Below are 15,401 nucleotides of genomic sequence, written 5' to 3' on the forward strand. Positions count from 1 at the left end.
CAGCGCCAAGCTAACCGCTCGTGATTTTCAAACAAGCCCCAAAAGCGGGGGGCAAGAAAATTTCCGTATTTCATTCAAAAGACGGGAGCCTCTTAAAGCGCCAACCCACTTGCTCTGTCGAATACATGCACGCGCTCATGATGAACGCTTGCGGCAAAGGGCGTGTTGACCTTCACCAGTTGCTCGCCATCAACCACCGCCGTCACTTGATCCCCTGCCAGTTCGAAGACCACATGGGTCTGCGCTCCCGTCGGCTCCACCAGCACCGTTCTGCCGGTGAGCGAGATGTCTCCGCCGATCGCCGAGCCGATATGTTCAGGACGAAGCCCGATCGTTACCGGCTGGCCGCGCGTGACCTTGCGCGAGGCGCCAATGCGGATTGCGGTTCCATCCTTTAGCCGGGCAGCGGGTTGGTCACCCTCGCCATCGACCACACCTTCGATGAGGTTCATGGCGGGTGAACCGATGAAGGCGGCGACGAAGAGATTGGCAGGCGTCTTGTAGAGCTCAAGCGGCGTGCCCTGCTGCTCGATCCGGCCGTGATTGAGCACCACCACCCGGTCAGCCAGCGTCATCGCCTCGATCTGGTCATGGGTGACATAGATGGAGGTGGTGCCGACTTTCTGGTGAAGCGCCTTGATTTCGCTGCGCATCTGCACGCGCAGCTTGGCGTCGAGGTTGGAGAGCGGCTCATCGAACAGGAAGACGGCCGGATTACGCACCACGGCGCGGCCCATGGCCACGCGCTGGCGCTGGCCGCCGGAGAGCTGCGAGGGCTTGCGGTCGAGAAGCTTGCCGAGATCGAGCATGCGGGCGGCTTCCGCCACGCGCTCCTCGATGACGTTTTTCGGCTGGCCGGCGAGCTTCAAATTGAAGCCCATGTTTTCGGCCACCGTCATATGCGGATAAAGCGCATAGGACTGGAACACCATGGCGATGTTGCGTTCACGCGGGGTCATGCCGTTCACCACCTTGTCACCGATGAGAATATCGCCATCGGTGATTTCCTCCAGCCCGGCGATCATGCGCAAAAGCGTGGACTTGCCGCAGCCAGAAGGCCCGACCAGCGCGATGAACTCCCCATCGGCAATATCGAGCGATATGCCGTGAATGACATCGAGCGCGGCATAGGACTTGCGGATATCCCTAAGTTCGACGGAAGCCATGTTTTGCTCCTTTCAAGTCACGATTTGACGGCACCGGCCGTCAGGCCCGCGATGATGTGTTTCTGTGCGAGGAAGAAGACGATGACGGTCGGCAGGATCGTCAGCGTGATGAAAGCGAGCACCAGCTGCCATTCCGTGCCGAACTCACCGCGATAGACCATGATGCCGAGCGGCCAGGGATATTTCGATTCCGAATTCAGCATGATCAGTGGCAGGATGTAGCTGTTCCAGCTGCCGACGAAAGAGACGATGCCAACGGTCGCCACGATCGGCCGCGAAAGCGGCACGGAGATATGCCAGAAGAAGCGCAGATACCCGCAGCCATCCACAAAGGCTGCTTGAAACAACTCATCCGGCAGGTTACGGAAATAATTGCGGAACAACAGAATGCTCATGCCGAGGCCAAAGGCCACCTGCGGCAGCACCACGCCCCAATAGGTATCGAGCAGGCCAAGATCGCGAATGCGGATGAAAAGCGGCAGGATGGCGGTGGCCGCCGGAAACATCAGCCCCAGCAAGAAATAGTTGAGCAGGAAGGACGAGCCGAAAAACTTCACATGCGCGAAAGTGAACGCCGCCATGGCCGAGACGGTCAGCGTCAGGAATACCGTCAGCAGTGCGATGACGAGCGAATTGAAGATTTGCAGCCAGTAGCGTTTACCGAAGAGAATATCGCCGTAATTGGCCCATTGCCACTCGGCCGGAATGCCGAACGGATTGACGCGCAGGTCTCCCAGCGTCTTGAAGCCGCCAAGGGCAGTCGTCAGAAGCGGGATGAGGACGATGGCTGCAATCAGGCTCAGCGAGATATAGAGATAAAGCTTGGTTTGCAGCGGCATGCGGACGGAAGTGGATGTGTCAGTCATGGCGCATGAAAATCCTTTTATAACCGAAGGCGAGCGTCACGCAGATGACGAAGAGAACGACGCCGACCGCACTGCCAAGCCCAACCTGCATGCGCATGACGCCGTAGGTGTAGAGGAAGGTGACCATGGTCTGTGTCGAGTTGGACGGACCACCGCCGGTAAGCGGCATGATCATGTCGAACAGCTGCAGCGAGCCGATGACCGCAAAGAAGACGGAAAGGCGCACCGTGGAGCCGAGCATCGGCAGCGTGACGTAACGGAATTTCTGCCAGCCGGACGCGCCGTCGATTTCGGCCGCTTCCAGCACGTTCTTGTCGACCGATTGAAGGCCGGCGATGAACAGCATCATGTGGAAACCGAAATACTTCCAGACGATGACGCCGAGCACGGCGTAAATCGCAACATCCTTGTCTGCCAGCACATAGGGATTGGCAAACCCGAAGAAATTGGAGATGGCGGCAAAGAGACCATAATCGCCATCATAAACGAAACGCCAGATCAGACCCGCAGCGACATCCGCCAGAACATAGGGCAGGAAGAAAACCAGCCGGAAGGCGACGACGCCGGGGATGCGGTGCGCCAGCATCATGGCGAGCCAGATGGCCAGCGGGATCTGGATCAGGATCGAAATGAGGATGATGAGGCCGTTATTGATCAGGGCCTGCGAGAATGCGGCATTGCCGAACAGGACCTGGAAATTCTTCAAGCCGACGAAATCGGTCGGTGTGCCGTAACCGTTCCAGCGGTAAAGGCTGTACCAAGCCGCCTCGCCCATGGGCAGAATGACGAAGAGGGTAAAGAGCAGAAGTGCGGGCGGCAGGAAGACCAGAAGGGTCAACGCCCGGTCATGCGCGACTGAACTTTGCTTGCGCTTGGTCTTTGAAGCGCCGCGCGCCGGTATGGACGCAGAAGTCATGGAAATATCCGTCATCTCTATCCGCTTTCATGGAGGCAGAGTGGCAGCGCCGCACGGTGTCGGCGCTGCCATGGAAACCGTCAGATCAACGCAGTTCGAAAGCGTCCTGAATCTGCTGGGCACCTTCTTCAGGCGTCATCTGGCCGGAGACGATCTCGACTGAGATATCGTTGACAACACGGCCGACGGCGGCGCCCAATGTCTGATCGAAGAAGTTCTGGTGCCAGGTAGAGGCAGCCAACTGCTTGGCCGAATCCGCCAGCAGCGGGTTCTTCACCGCGCCGGCGGCACCCGTGGCAACCGGCAGGATCATGCCCGCAGTCGCCATCTTCTCTTCGCTTTCCTTGCTGGTCAGGAAGGTGGCGAAATCGATCGCTTCCTTGGACGCGTTTTTGGTAAGCGCCCAGCCGTTCAGGCCGCCCAGAGTGTCGGTGGCCTTGCCTGCGCCGCCCTCGACGACCGGGAAGGCGAAGCGGCCGATATTTTCAGGGGCCAGCCCCTTGCCGTCACCGGCGTTCTTGCGCTGGTTCGCTTCCGTATTGTCGAAGCCAAGAATGATCGCAGCCTTGCCGTCACCAAAGACGCCGAGAGCCTGCGGCCATGTCGCGCCGAGATAACCCGGCTGGAAGGGTTCGAGCTTGCCGAATTCAGCCAGTTGCTCACCGGCCTTGATGATTGTCGGGTCCATGAAGCCTTCGCCTTCGCCCTTGCGGGCTGCGTCAAAGACGGCTTGGCCGCCATTTCGCATCACGAGATAGCTCCAGTAGAAATGAATCGGCCATTTCTCACCACCGCCACCGGCGATCGGCACGATGCCCGCATCCTTGATCTTCTTGACCGTGGCGTTGAAATCAGCCCATGTCTTGATGTCTTCAGCCTTCACACCCGCCTTGGCGAACAACTCCTTGTTATAAAAGAAGCTGACGAGGCTGACGCGGTAGGGTACGGCCCAGACCTTGCCATCAAAAGACAGGCCGTCGATTGCGGAAGCGTTATAGGCCTGACGCAGCTTGCCGCCATCGGCATCGAAAACCTCGGTCAGGTCCTTCAACGCGCCGGTCTTGGACTGCTCTTCGAGAACCCCGCCACCCCAGCTGTAGAAGAAATCAGGTACGTCGTTGGATTGCAGCAGCGTCGGCAATTTTGCCTTGAAAGCCTCGTTTTCGAGGAACTGCAACTGAACATCGACATCGGGGTGCTTGGCCTCATACTCCTTGGCGATCTCCTCCCAGACGGCCACGGATTTGGGATCCAGCTCCACGTGCATCCATTTTACGACCGTCGCGGCCGAAGCGCTCGCTGCACCGAGCATGAGAGCAATACTTGTCGTTGTGGCAAAGCTTACGAGCCTGCCGCTCAGGCTTGCGCCTGCGTGCCAAATCGTCATGATGGTGATCCTCCCTGGGGATATCCTCATTTATTCCCCGATGCGGATTAATTCATATCAGGGTTCTCTCATTGTCAAGGCACGATGCCGATTTTTTGCGCTTAGTGCTTGACACACCCCTCCCCCGCGCCGTTATTTAATCCGTATTCCGATATAAATCGGGAGACGACATTGATCGCAGCAGGACCCCATGAAGACCGCAGACCCAGAATTGATGCGCGCGATCAACAGGCTGAGCGTGCTCGACAGTATCCGCCGGCACGGACCCATCTCCCGAGTAGAGATCAGCGAACGCACCCAGCTCTCCACCACGACGGTTTCCGCCATCACCGCCTCGCTGCTGGATGACGGCCTCATTCTGACCCGCCACCTCGGCGACATCAGGACGGAAGGTGGGCGCGGAAGACCGCGCGTGATGCTGGAGCTGAACCCGGATGCTGCCCGCGTCGTGGGGGCAAAGATTGCCGCCAACCGCATGGTGTTCGTTGTTACCGATTTCTGCGGAAATGTCCTTTCTACTCTCGCGTTGCCAATTCGTGTCGATCGCCAGCCGATCGGCGTTATCGCCGATCTTGTCGAGGACGGCGTTCGCCGATGCGTGGTTGACGCGGGCTTTTCGCTTGAGGATGTGGACATGGTCTGTCTCGGGCTGCCCGGCGTCATCGAGCATCGCACCGGCAAGATCCGCAGCAGCCCTATTCTCCGGGAAGTGAACGTCAATTTCGCCGAGGAAATGACGGCAAGGCTGAATTCGCCGACCATTATCGAAAGCGATGCCCATGCCATCACGCTGGCGCACCACTGGTTCGGCCATGCGCGCGATCTCGAAGACATGGTGTTGATTTCACTCGAACAGACGCTTGGGCTGGGTGTCCTGCATCAAAACCAGCTATTTCGCGGCGCGGGCGGCCTTAGCCACAATCTCGGTGACCTCGTCATCGGCCTTGCCAATGAGGGCACGGTGCGGCTGGCAAGCCAGGCGGGCGAAAACGCAATTCTGGGCTCCCGCCCGGCCGACGGACGTTTTGCCGAAGCGATCCGGCTCGGCCGCGGCATGCAGCATGCCCATGCACTGATTGCGGCTGAAGACCACGATCTCATCACGGCCGCCTTGCGCGCCGGTGCCGCCCTCGGCCTGACACTAGCCAATATCGTCACGCTGTTTGCGCCGCCACGGGTCATCATTACCGGCTCCAGCCTCGAACTTGGCGAACCTTTCATCGCCAGCATCCGCAACAGCTACAACGCCGCCGTGCCGCCATCTCTGGCCGGTGTGGCGGAACTGGTTTTCGATGTTGCGAGCGACGAATTGTGGGCGCAGGGGGCCGCGGCCGTTGCGCTTTACGAACTTTACGAATCGCCATGGAACACAACCGGGCCGGCACTCTAGCCCGCAGGGCGAGCACGGGCGCAGGCATTTCTGATTTACGGGAGGAACTATATGAACAAGGTCGGTATCGGCATCATCGGCTGCGGAAACATCTCCAGCGCCTATCTCAAGGCCATGGCATCGTTTCCCATTCTCGACATTCGTGGTCTTGCAGATATGAACGCGGAGGCCGCAAAGGCGCGGGCGGATGAATTTGGCCTCCAGGCGAAAAGCATCGACGCACTTCTCGCCGATCCGTCAGTGGAGATCATCGTCAATCTGACGATCCCCAAGGCGCATGTCGAAGTCGGTCTGCGGGCGCTGGACGCCGGCAAACATGCTTATTCCGAAAAGCCGCTTGGCATCAATTTCGCCGAAGGCAAACGCCTTGCGGATGCGGCAAAGGCCAAAGGCCTGCGCATCGGCTCTGCCCCGGACACCTTCCTTGGCGGCGGCCATCAGACGGCGCGTCGCCTGATCGATGAGGGCGTTTTGGGTCAGCCGGTGGGCGGAACGGCAACCTTCATGTGCCCCGGCCATGAGCGCTGGCACCCCAACCCCGCCTTTTATTATGAGGTCGGCGGCGGTCCGATGCTCGATATGGGCCCGTATTACATCACCGATCTCGTCAATCTGTTCGGCCCGGTGGCCAAGGTGGCAGGTTTTGCCATAGCGCCGCGCAATGAGCGTCTCATCACCAGCGAGCCGAAGAACGGTGAGAAAATCCCCGTTCATGTCGCCACCCACGTCTCCGGCGTTCTCGCCTTCGAGAACGGTGCGGTGGTGCAGATGGGCATGAGCTTCGATGTGGCGGGCCACAAGCATGTACCGCTGGAACTCTACGGCACCGAGGGCACGCTCATCGTGCCTGACCCCAACCATTTCGGCGGCGAGGTGCAATTGCTGAAAAAGGGCGGCCAGTTCGAGACGCAGGCGCTATCATCTCCCTATGCCGACGGCAATTACCGGTCCATCGGTGTGGCGGACATGGCCCATGCGATCCGCGAAAACCGACCGCACCGCGCCAATGGCGATCTTGCCCTGCATGTGCTGGAAGTCATGGAAGCTTTCCAGACCGCATCGGACAGCGGCGCCACCGTTTCCATCACCACCAAGGCGGAGCGCCCTGCCCCGCTCGAAACATCGCTGGTCGACGGCCAGCTTGGCAAATAATCCTGAGGAGGAAATAAATGCGCGAAGCACTCATCGTCTGGGGCGGCTGGAGCGGCCACGAACCGCAGGAATGCGCGACCATCGTCAAGGACATCCTCGAAGAGGATGGCTTCAAGGTCTATGTGGAGCACTCAACGGAAGCTTTTGCAGATCCTTCGGTGCATGATCTCAGCCTTGTTGTGCCTATTGTCACCATGTCGAAGATCGAGAAAGAAGAGATCAAGAACCTGACGGCTGCCGTCGAAAACGGCGTCGGCATTGCCGGTTTCCATGGCGGTGCGGGTGACAGTTTCCGTGAATGCGTGGAATACCAGTTCATGATCGGCGGGCAATGGGTCGCCCATCCCGGCAATATCATCGATTACACCGTCAACATCACCCGCCCCGACGATCCGTTGATGGAGGGGATTTCCGATTTTCCTTACACGTCGGAGCAATATTACATGCATGTCGACCCCTCCAACGAGGTGCTGGCGACGACGACGTTCACCGGTGACCACGCCTGGTGGATCGACGGTGTCGTGATGCCAGTGGTCTGGAAACGCAAATACGGCAAGGGCCGGGTTTTCTATTCGGCACTCGGCCACCAGGCCAAGGAGTTCTCCGTCCCGCAAATGAAAACCATGTTCCGCCGCGGTGCCAACTGGGCGGCCCGCTGAGGCATAGGTGGAGAGGCGGCCGAACAAGGCCGCCTTTTCCTTTCATCGGCCGCGAATAATCTCTTCCGCCGCCATCGCCACGCTGAGAACATGTTCATCCATCCCGTGCAGGGCGGAAAGCAGCAACCCAACCGGCATGCCCGCCTCACCGGTTCCGCAGGGGATCGAGACACCGCAGAGGTCGAAGAAATTGCCGATCTGCGTGTTGCGCAGCGTTTTTGCATTCATGGCGAAAAAGGCGTCGTCATCACCGAGAAGCGGTTCCACCTTGGCGGCGACATGCGGCAGCGTCGGAGAAACGAGCAGTTCGTGCCTGCCGATCATACCGGCAAAAGCCGCGGTCATATGTTGGCGCGCCTCGATGATGGCGATGTAATCAGGCATGGACATATTGCCACCCAGCCGTGTTCGAGCAACCACCCGGGGATCCATGCGCGCGGCATCTGCGCTTTCCAGCCGTGTCTTATGCAAAGCAAAAGCTTCCGCCGTCACCAGCGCCCCCTTTTCCTTGATCAGGTCGAACAGCTCTGAAAAGACCGGGAATGACTGCCGCCGCACGGTAGCACCAGCGCGAACAAGACGGTCTACCGCCTCTTCGAAGGCCGCGGCGACCCCATCCTCGATACCGTCGAAAAACACCGTTTCAGGCACCACCAGCGAAAGGCCGGCAAGAGGCGCGCGCTGGACATCAGCCGCGACCTTGCCGCGCATCGCGGCATCGACCCAGACGGCGTCCTGCACGGTGTGCGTCAGCGGGCCGAGCGAATCGAGGCTTTTTGCCAAGGGATAGACTCCCCGCATCGAATAACGGCCGCGACTCGCCTTGTAGCCGACAACGCCGTTGAAAGCAGCGGGGATACGGACCGATCCGCCGGTATCCGTGCCGATCGCCACAGGCACCAGGCCAGCGGCGACACTCACGCCCGCACCGGAAGAGGAACCGCCCGGCAGTCGGTGACCATCCCTCGAGGCTGGATTACGCGGAGTGCCATAATGCGGGTTAATACCGAGACCGGAAAAAGCAAACTCGCTCATATTGGTGCGGCCGATGCAGACCATGCCCGCCTGCTTCAGCGCGGCAACCACATCCGCGTCGTGGGTCGCAGCCGCATCATCTGCAAGAACCGTCGATCCCGCAGTCGTCGCCATGTTTTCAAGATCAAAAAGGTCCTTCCATGCCACTGGAATACCATCGAGCACGCCGCAGGAACGACCCTCACGGATGCGCTTTGAGGCGGCTTCTGCTTCCGCCATGGCCCGCTCCGCCGTCAACGCGACGAAAATCGACTGATCTTTGTCATTGCGGATCGCACTCAGTGTATCCTCCGCCAACTCGCGCGGATCAAGCTGACCGCTCTGGATCAAAACCGAAAGCTGCGCGATGTTTTTTCTAGTGTGAGCCATGATGTTTTCCCTGACGCGGCATGTTTCGCACAAGATGCCGTTTATCGTCTGCTTGGCAAGTTCAATCGGCGCGATATCGAAGCTCCAAACCTCTGATCCGAAGGAAGCCGGACGCACCGGGAGCTTGGTCGACTTTGCGCTTCAACGCGTTAAAGAGGCACGATTTCTTCAACCTGCAGTGTGCATCACGCGATTTATATATAAGCGACGACTATAAAAAGACGGATTAATTCTTAATTGCCTCTAAACTTTGTTGAATTATTTAGCAGACATCGATGAAACGCATGCCCTATAAAATTCCAAATAACAATTATAACGCGACATCGCGGGGGACTATCGCGAATGGAAGAGACTGCCTATCGCGGGACGGATAGACAGGTTGAATCGGGCCGCACGCTTCGCTCACCGACACAGCCGGAAACAGGCCGGTTTTCGCGGCGGCGTTCGCTTGCCAGCAAGATTATCCTGATTTTTCTGGGCGGCGTGATCTTTTCCTACAGCATCGGCGCACTCGTCGGCTGGTACATGTTCGTGGCCGCCGCCAGCGAGCAATGGCTCAATCAAGCCCGCGTCAACTCACAGATCGCCAGCGCAACACTTCGCAGCATCTATACCTATGTCAGCGTGACCGCCGACGCGGACGGACAGGTCAATGGCATTTTGACCGACAAACCGATCGGTGATGATGACTCCATTCTCGTTACCGGTTTCAACCCCAGCGACGTTCTGGCGCTCATCGGAGCGCAAACCAAAAATGCCGTGTCGCTGTTCCGCTACGACGAAGACGATTCCGGTTTCAGGCAGATCGCAGCAGCCTTTGATAACGCCACCGATGACGACGAAAAGCCGCTTGCGACCGACCCGATCTTTTCCCGTGACGCGGTTGCGGCACGATTTTCCACCGGCTTTGCGACCATTGGCGACTCGAGCCATTATATCGGCCTGCTGCCAATCATCAGCACGGAAACGAAAAAGCCGATCGGCGCCGTCGCCGTCAGCATTGGTGCTTCAGATGCGCTTTACGGCGCGCAACGCAAGTTGATCTACAACTCTCTTGCCGCGCTCATCGTGGTGCTGACCGTCACCGGCATCGTTGTGACCGTTATCGCACGGCATTTCCTGAAGCCGGTCCCGGCGCTGGTGCAGGCGACGCTGAGAATTGCCCGTGAGGAAACTGATGTCGTTACGCCTTTTCAGAGACGGCGGGATGAGATCGGCGATATGGCACGCGCCGTCGAGACCCTGCGTGAGGCGGTTTTGGAACGCGGACGCCTGCGGCAGATACGTGACATGGCGCAACAATTGGAGCACATGGCCCATCACGATGCGCTGACCGGCCTGCCAAATCGCGTGCTATTGATGAAGACGCTGGAAAACCGTCTTGACCATCTTTCGGCCTCCGGCCAGCCGTTCAACGTCATGCTGCTCGACCTCGACCGCTTCAAGGCCGTCAACGACACGCTTGGACACGCCGCCGGCGATGCCCTGCTCGTCGCGGTCGCGTCACGAATTTCCGCCGTCCTTGGTGAAAATGACTTGGTAAGCCGTCTCGGCGGCGATGAATTTGCGATCATCCAGACACCGAAAGGCGACTGCGAAAGTGATGCCGCAATGCTCGCGGCCCGGGTGGTTCACGCGGTCTCGCGTAGTTTCAGCCTTGAAGACAGCACGATCAGCATCGATACCAGCATCGGCATTGCCTGCGCCCCCGGTCACGGCACATCCGCCACGCAGCTTCTGCAACATGCCGATCTCGGTCTGTATCGCGCGAAGTCAATGGGTTGCGGCTATTTCGTCTTCTATGAGCCGGGCATGGACATGGCAGCGCAGCACAAGCATGCGCTTGAAATCGACATGAAGTCCGCGCTGGAAAACAGGGAATTCGAGCTGCACTATCAACCCGTGGTCAATCTTGAGAGTGGCCGCATCGTCGCCTACGAGGCATTGGCCCGTTGGCGCCACGGCAAGCTCGGACTTATTGCGCCCGACCGTTTCATAGCGCTTGCGGAGGAGAACAACTTCATCAAACCGCTGGGCGAGTGGGTTCTCGCTCAGGCCTGCATGGATGCAATGAGCTGGCCGAAAGATGTCAGGCTTGCCGTCAACCTATCGGCCGTTCAGCTCTATAACGACGATATCGTCCCTATCGTCGATCAGGCACTCGAGGCGTCCGGCTTGCCGGCTGGGCGGCTTGAACTCGAAGTCACTGAAACCGCCATGCTGGAGCGCGACAGCAGCACGCGCGTGCTGAACATGCTGAAAGAGAGAGGCGTTCGTCTGGTACTCGATGACTTTGGTACCGGTTATGCCGGGCTCAGCACATTGACCCATGTGGCCTTCGACAAGATCAAGATCGACAGGGAATTCGTCTCGGGTCTGCCCGACAATCCGATGTGCTCAGCCATCGTCAACACCGTCATCGATATGGCGGAGCAGATCGGTCTCAAAGTCACAGCCGAAGGCGTGGAAAACAGTGAGCAGATCGACGTCCTGAGGCGCGTCGGGTGCGACGAGGCGCAGGGCTACTATTTCGCCGAGCCCGCCCCGCTTGCCCACATTCTGAAAAACCGAGGCACTATCCCTCCAATCGTAAGAAGCGGACCGGATGTTTTTGGTCCGGCGGCGACGGATACCTTTTGCCCAACACAGAAAGCGATTTGAGAAACCGGCCACAGGCCAAAGGACATAAAATGCGTCTGCCAGTATTTTGCCTTTTACTCACATGCTTTATCCCCATCCCGCCCGTCCAGGCCGCCGACGACATCGATACCCTGCAGCGAATTGCCAAAACAGCAAAAATCCGCATCGGGTATCGTGAGGCGGAGCCGCCCTTTTCGTACCTGCTGCCCGACGGCGAGGTCACCGGTTTCTCGACTGATCTCTGTCGGATCATTAGCGAGGACATCAGAAAGAAGCTGAAGCTCGACAAGATCGAGCTGGAGTTCGTCAAGGCGACGCCGGCGACCCGATTTATCCTCGTTCGCAGTGGCCAGATCGATATCGAATGTGCGGCGACGACCAATAACAGCGAACGCCGCAAGATGGTCGATTTCTCCTACCCCAATTTCATGACCGCGACACAGTTTCTCTCCCGCAAGGAGGACAATCTGCAAAGCCTGGACGATCTTGCAGGACGGTCTGTCACATCAGCCTCCGGCACCGTCAATATCGAGCAGCTGAACGCGGTGAACCGGGCGAAGAACCTCAATATCTCGGTCATGCCGACAAAAACGAACGAGGAGGCTTTTGAACTGGTCGTCGCCGGAAAGGCCTCCGCATTTGTAATGGACGGCATATTGCTCGCGGCACTTGCAGCGACATCGCAGAAACCCGAGCTTTATGCGCTGTCGGAGGAAACGCTGAGCGCGCCTGAACCATACGGTCTCGTCTTCCGGCGCAACGATCCGGCCTTCAAGGCGGCAGTCAATGAAAGCCTCAGGCACATCTTCACCGGGCCGGATATTCACGGCCTCTACGAGAAATGGTTCGCGAAACCCATTCCTCCGAACGGCATGAACCTGAACCTGCCGATGGCCGCGTCGTTGAGGCGGGCCTATGAAGATCCAAGCGAATACCGGGATTAAGAGCCCGGAGTGGTTGGCCGCAATGATTTTAACAACAATATTTTGACGGATTATTTTAGCTGGAGATGAGCGATGCTGAGATCGACATTATGGCTTTTGTTATTTTTCTTCAGTCTTCTGCCCGCCCGCGCGGCCAGCGACAATACCCAGCCGCCGACGCTTGAGACGATCGCCAGAACCGGCACCATTAAGCTCGGTTATGCCGACCGCAACCTGCCCTTTTCCTATCTGGGAACGGGGACGGAGCCGATCGGCTACAGCATTGAGCTGTGCCTCAGAGTGGCTGACTCCATCAAAAGAAGGCTGGGTTTGCCGGAATTGAAGGTGGAGTTCGTCAAGCGCACCCCCAGCAATCGCATCACGCTTCTGAACGACGGCACGATGGACATGGAGTGTGTGGCGAGCACGAACACGGAGGAGAGGCGAAAGGCGGTATGGTTTTCCTACAGTCATTTCATTACCGGCACGCGCTACGTGGCGCTGAAATCGAGCGGTCTGAAAACGGTTGCTGACCTTGCCGGGCGAACGGTGGTGGTGACGACAGGAACCATCAATATCAGCCAGCTGAACGTGCTCAATCGTAAGCTCGGCCTCAACATCGCCGTCCTGCAAAATGACAGCACGGAAGGTAGTTTCGATATGGTGACGGAAAATCGCGCCTCGGCTTTCGTAATGGACGATATACTTTTGCGATCCTTCGTCGCTGAAACCGGCAGGCCTGATGATTACGTCATCTCCGACGAATATCTTGCCCCGCCTCAGCCCTATGGCCTGATGCTCCGCCACGGCGACACCGGCTTCAGGGATGCCGTCAACGAGGCGCTGGGACAAATCTATGCCAGCGGCGAAATCGAGACGATTTACGACAAGTGGTTCAACGCGCCGATCGCACCTGATGGGATCAACCTCAAGCGCCCATTGCCCGGGGACCTGAAGGAGTCGTTTAGAAGACCGGTTGATACGACGGCAGAATAAAAACGAAAGCCGCCCGAGAAAGGGCGGCTTTCATCGCAGAATCCTTGTCAGGCGGCACGCAGGTCGGCACCCAGCGGAATTTCGACATCGATCTCGAGAATCGAGAAATGCTCGTCGCGGTCCATCTTCACATGCACGCGGTCACCATCGATCTGCACGTGCTTGGCAATGACCGCGAGAATTTCTTCCCGCAGGATAGCCACAAGATCAGAGCCTGACGATGCGCGCTCGTGGGCGAGCAGCACTTGCAGACGCTCACGCGCGAGCGGCGCCGACTTTTGTTTGCGGAAAAGATTGAAGAGACTCATGCGGCCCTCCTTGCGAAGATCTTGGAGAAGATGCCACGCTTCTCGCCCGGAATGACCACCGGAATATCCTCACCAGAGAGGCGGCGGGCAGCGTCAAAATAGGCCATCGCCGGCGCACACCGGGCATCCGCAAGCGTCACAGGCGCGCCGACGTTGGAAGCACGCAGGACATCCGAGCTCTCGGGAATGATGCCGATCAACGGGATCGACAGGATTTCGAGAACGTCGTCAACCTTCAGCATATCGCCCCGCTCCGCACGGGCCGAGTCATAACGGGTGATGAGAAGGTGCTTTTCCATGCGCTCGCCGCGTTCGGCCTTGAGCGTCTTGGAATCGAGCAGGCCAATGATACGGTCGCTGTCACGCACGGAGGAGACTTCCGGATTTGTGACAACGACAGCGACGTCCGCATGGCGCATGGCAAGCGTTGCACCGCGCTCGATGCCAGCAGGACTGTCGCAGATCACCCAGTCAAAATGCTTCTTCAGCTCGTTGATGACCCATTCCACACCTTCCGGCGTCAAGTTATCCTTGTCGCGCGTCTGCGAGGCGGGCAGGAGGAACAGCGTCTCGAGGCGCTTGTCGCGGATCAGCGCCTGCGTCAGCTTGGCATCGCCCTGGATCACGTTGACGAGATCGTAGACCACGCGGCGTTCGGCACCCATGACAAGATCGAGGTTACGCAGACCGACGTCAAAATCGACGACCACGACCTTCTCTTTGTTTTGCGCCAATGCGGCGCCAAGCGCTGCGGTCGAGGTGGTCTTACCAACCCCGCCCTTGCCGGAAGTAACAACGACTACCTTCCCCATATGGCTCTCTCCTGTTCCTGTTCGTTTCTGTGTTATCAGCCGAGTTTCGCGGCCTTGATCGTATCGTTTTCCAGCCAGAGCTGAACCGGCTGGCCCCGCAGCTTGTCGTCAATGTCCTCGGCCACCTTGTAGACCCCATCGATGGCCAGGAGCTCCGCTTCGAGCTTGCGGCAGAAGATGCGCGCCGAGGTGTTGCCAAGTGAACCGGCCATGGCGCGGCCGCGCAGCGCCCCGTAAATATGCACCGAACCGCCGGCGATGATTTCCGCCCCCGAAGCGACCGAACCGATGACAGTGACGTCGCCCTCAGGAAACATGATCGACTGGCCGGAGCGAACTGGCTCGTTGATGACCAGCGACTGGACGACAGCCCTGACCTCGCCGGACGTGTGCGGCTTTTCTTCCGGCAGTTCGGCAGCGGCCGCGACCGGCTCAACCTCTACATCGGAGGCAGGCTTCCCGCCCTTCAGCGATGGCGGCATGCCGGGCTCGATCATCGACGGGCGAACGCCCTCGATACCCATGATGCCGACATTGCGCTCGCGCAGTGACGCCAGCAGCTCTTTCAGCCCCGCCTTGTCGAGCGCCAGCTCCGACACATCCAGTACCACCGGCCGCGACAGGAAGAAGCCAGCCGAGCGCGCCGCCAGATCATCGAGCCTTTCAAGCCACTGATCGACCGGAGATTCGGGAGAAAGGACGACCGCGAGAAAAGAGCGGCCTTTGATACGGATCGAACGCTGGTCTGTTAGCACTTTGGTCATCTTGGTAAACAAATCGTT

14 protein-coding genes are annotated in these 15,401 nt (G+C 58.7%); 6 read left to right on the forward strand and 8 right to left on the reverse strand.

Annotated elements, in window-relative coordinates:
• Positions 1-92 precede the first annotated feature (92 nt).
• From AT6N2_RS15115 to AT6N2_RS15130, 4 genes are all read right to left on the reverse strand, one after another.
• A complete protein-coding gene (locus AT6N2_RS15115) occupies positions 93-1,166 on the reverse strand; it encodes an ABC transporter ATP-binding protein (protein WP_209090025.1) in 1,074 nt (357 codons plus the stop codon).
• A gap of 17 nt (positions 1,167-1,183) precedes the next feature.
• On the reverse strand, positions 1,184-2,032 hold the full coding sequence (locus tag AT6N2_RS15120) for a carbohydrate ABC transporter permease (protein ID WP_004438848.1): 849 nt from the start codon (positions 2,030-2,032) through the stop codon (positions 1,184-1,186).
• Entirely contained in the window at positions 2,025-2,963 is a 939-nt protein-coding gene (locus AT6N2_RS15125) for a carbohydrate ABC transporter permease (RefSeq protein WP_209090026.1), read from the reverse strand. The genes AT6N2_RS15120 and AT6N2_RS15125 overlap by 8 nt, the downstream gene beginning before the upstream one ends.
• Positions 2,964-3,033: 70 nt before the next feature.
• Positions 3,034-4,335, reverse strand: a complete 1,302-nt coding sequence (locus AT6N2_RS15130; RefSeq protein ID WP_209090028.1) for an extracellular solute-binding protein — start codon at positions 4,333-4,335, stop codon at positions 3,034-3,036.
• 190 nt (positions 4,336-4,525) lie between these two features.
• Between AT6N2_RS15130 and AT6N2_RS15135 the strand changes: the two genes are divergently transcribed.
• From AT6N2_RS15135 to AT6N2_RS15145, 3 genes are read left to right on the forward strand one after another with little or no spacing between them, the layout of a single operon-like run.
• Positions 4,526-5,725 (forward strand): ROK family transcriptional regulator, encoded by a 1,200-nt coding sequence (locus AT6N2_RS15135; protein WP_209090031.1) that lies wholly within the window; start codon positions 4,526-4,528, stop codon positions 5,723-5,725.
• 51 nt (positions 5,726-5,776) lie between these two features.
• Positions 5,777-6,877: a Gfo/Idh/MocA family protein gene (locus AT6N2_RS15140; RefSeq protein WP_209090033.1), complete on the forward strand. Its 1,101-nt coding sequence runs from the start codon at positions 5,777-5,779 to the stop codon at positions 6,875-6,877.
• Between the two features lie 17 nt (positions 6,878-6,894).
• Positions 6,895-7,536 (forward strand): ThuA domain-containing protein, encoded by a 642-nt coding sequence (locus tag AT6N2_RS15145; protein ID WP_004438834.1) that lies wholly within the window; start codon positions 6,895-6,897, stop codon positions 7,534-7,536.
• Between the two features lie 42 nt (positions 7,537-7,578).
• Here the strand turns inward: AT6N2_RS15145 and AT6N2_RS15150 are convergent, their stop codons facing one another.
• Positions 7,579-8,940, reverse strand: coding sequence for an amidase (locus tag AT6N2_RS15150; protein WP_209090034.1), 1,362 nt, complete (start codon positions 8,938-8,940; stop codon positions 7,579-7,581).
• Positions 8,941-9,282: 342 nt separating this feature from the next.
• On the opposite strand from AT6N2_RS15150, the gene AT6N2_RS15155 reads away from it, so the two are divergent.
• From AT6N2_RS15155 to AT6N2_RS15165, 3 genes are all read left to right on the forward strand, one after another.
• Positions 9,283-11,601, forward strand: coding sequence for an EAL domain-containing protein (locus AT6N2_RS15155; RefSeq protein ID WP_233282511.1), 2,319 nt, complete (start codon positions 9,283-9,285; stop codon positions 11,599-11,601).
• A gap of 29 nt (positions 11,602-11,630) precedes the next feature.
• Positions 11,631-12,524: an amino acid ABC transporter substrate-binding protein gene (locus tag AT6N2_RS15160; protein WP_209090035.1), complete on the forward strand. Its 894-nt coding sequence runs from the start codon at positions 11,631-11,633 to the stop codon at positions 12,522-12,524.
• Between the two features lie 72 nt (positions 12,525-12,596).
• Complete coding sequence (locus tag AT6N2_RS15165; RefSeq protein ID WP_209090036.1) at positions 12,597-13,499, forward strand: amino acid ABC transporter substrate-binding protein; 903 nt, start codon at positions 12,597-12,599, stop codon at positions 13,497-13,499.
• Between the two features lie 47 nt (positions 13,500-13,546).
• Here AT6N2_RS15165 and minE read toward each other — a convergent pair whose 3' ends face one another.
• Genes minE through minC form a run of 3 tightly spaced genes read right to left on the reverse strand, consistent with a single transcriptional unit; the run spans position 13,547 to position 15,383 of the window.
• Complete coding sequence (gene minE, locus AT6N2_RS15170) at positions 13,547-13,807, reverse strand: cell division topological specificity factor MinE (RefSeq protein ID WP_063949988.1); 261 nt, start codon at positions 13,805-13,807, stop codon at positions 13,547-13,549.
• The gene (minD, locus tag AT6N2_RS15175; protein WP_004438810.1) at positions 13,804-14,619 is read right to left on the reverse strand and encodes a septum site-determining protein MinD; all 816 of its coding nucleotides are present in this window, start codon (positions 14,617-14,619) and stop codon (positions 13,804-13,806) included. Before minD ends, minE begins: the two co-directional genes overlap by 4 nt.
• Before the next feature lie 35 nt (positions 14,620-14,654).
• Positions 14,655-15,383 (reverse strand): septum site-determining protein MinC, encoded by a 729-nt coding sequence (gene minC, locus AT6N2_RS15180; protein ID WP_063949989.1) that lies wholly within the window; start codon positions 15,381-15,383, stop codon positions 14,655-14,657.
• Positions 15,384-15,401 lie beyond the last annotated feature (18 nt).

It is taken from the genome of Agrobacterium tumefaciens (assembly GCF_017726655.1).
Taxonomy (GTDB): Bacteria; Pseudomonadota; Alphaproteobacteria; order Rhizobiales; family Rhizobiaceae; genus Agrobacterium; species Agrobacterium tumefaciens_B.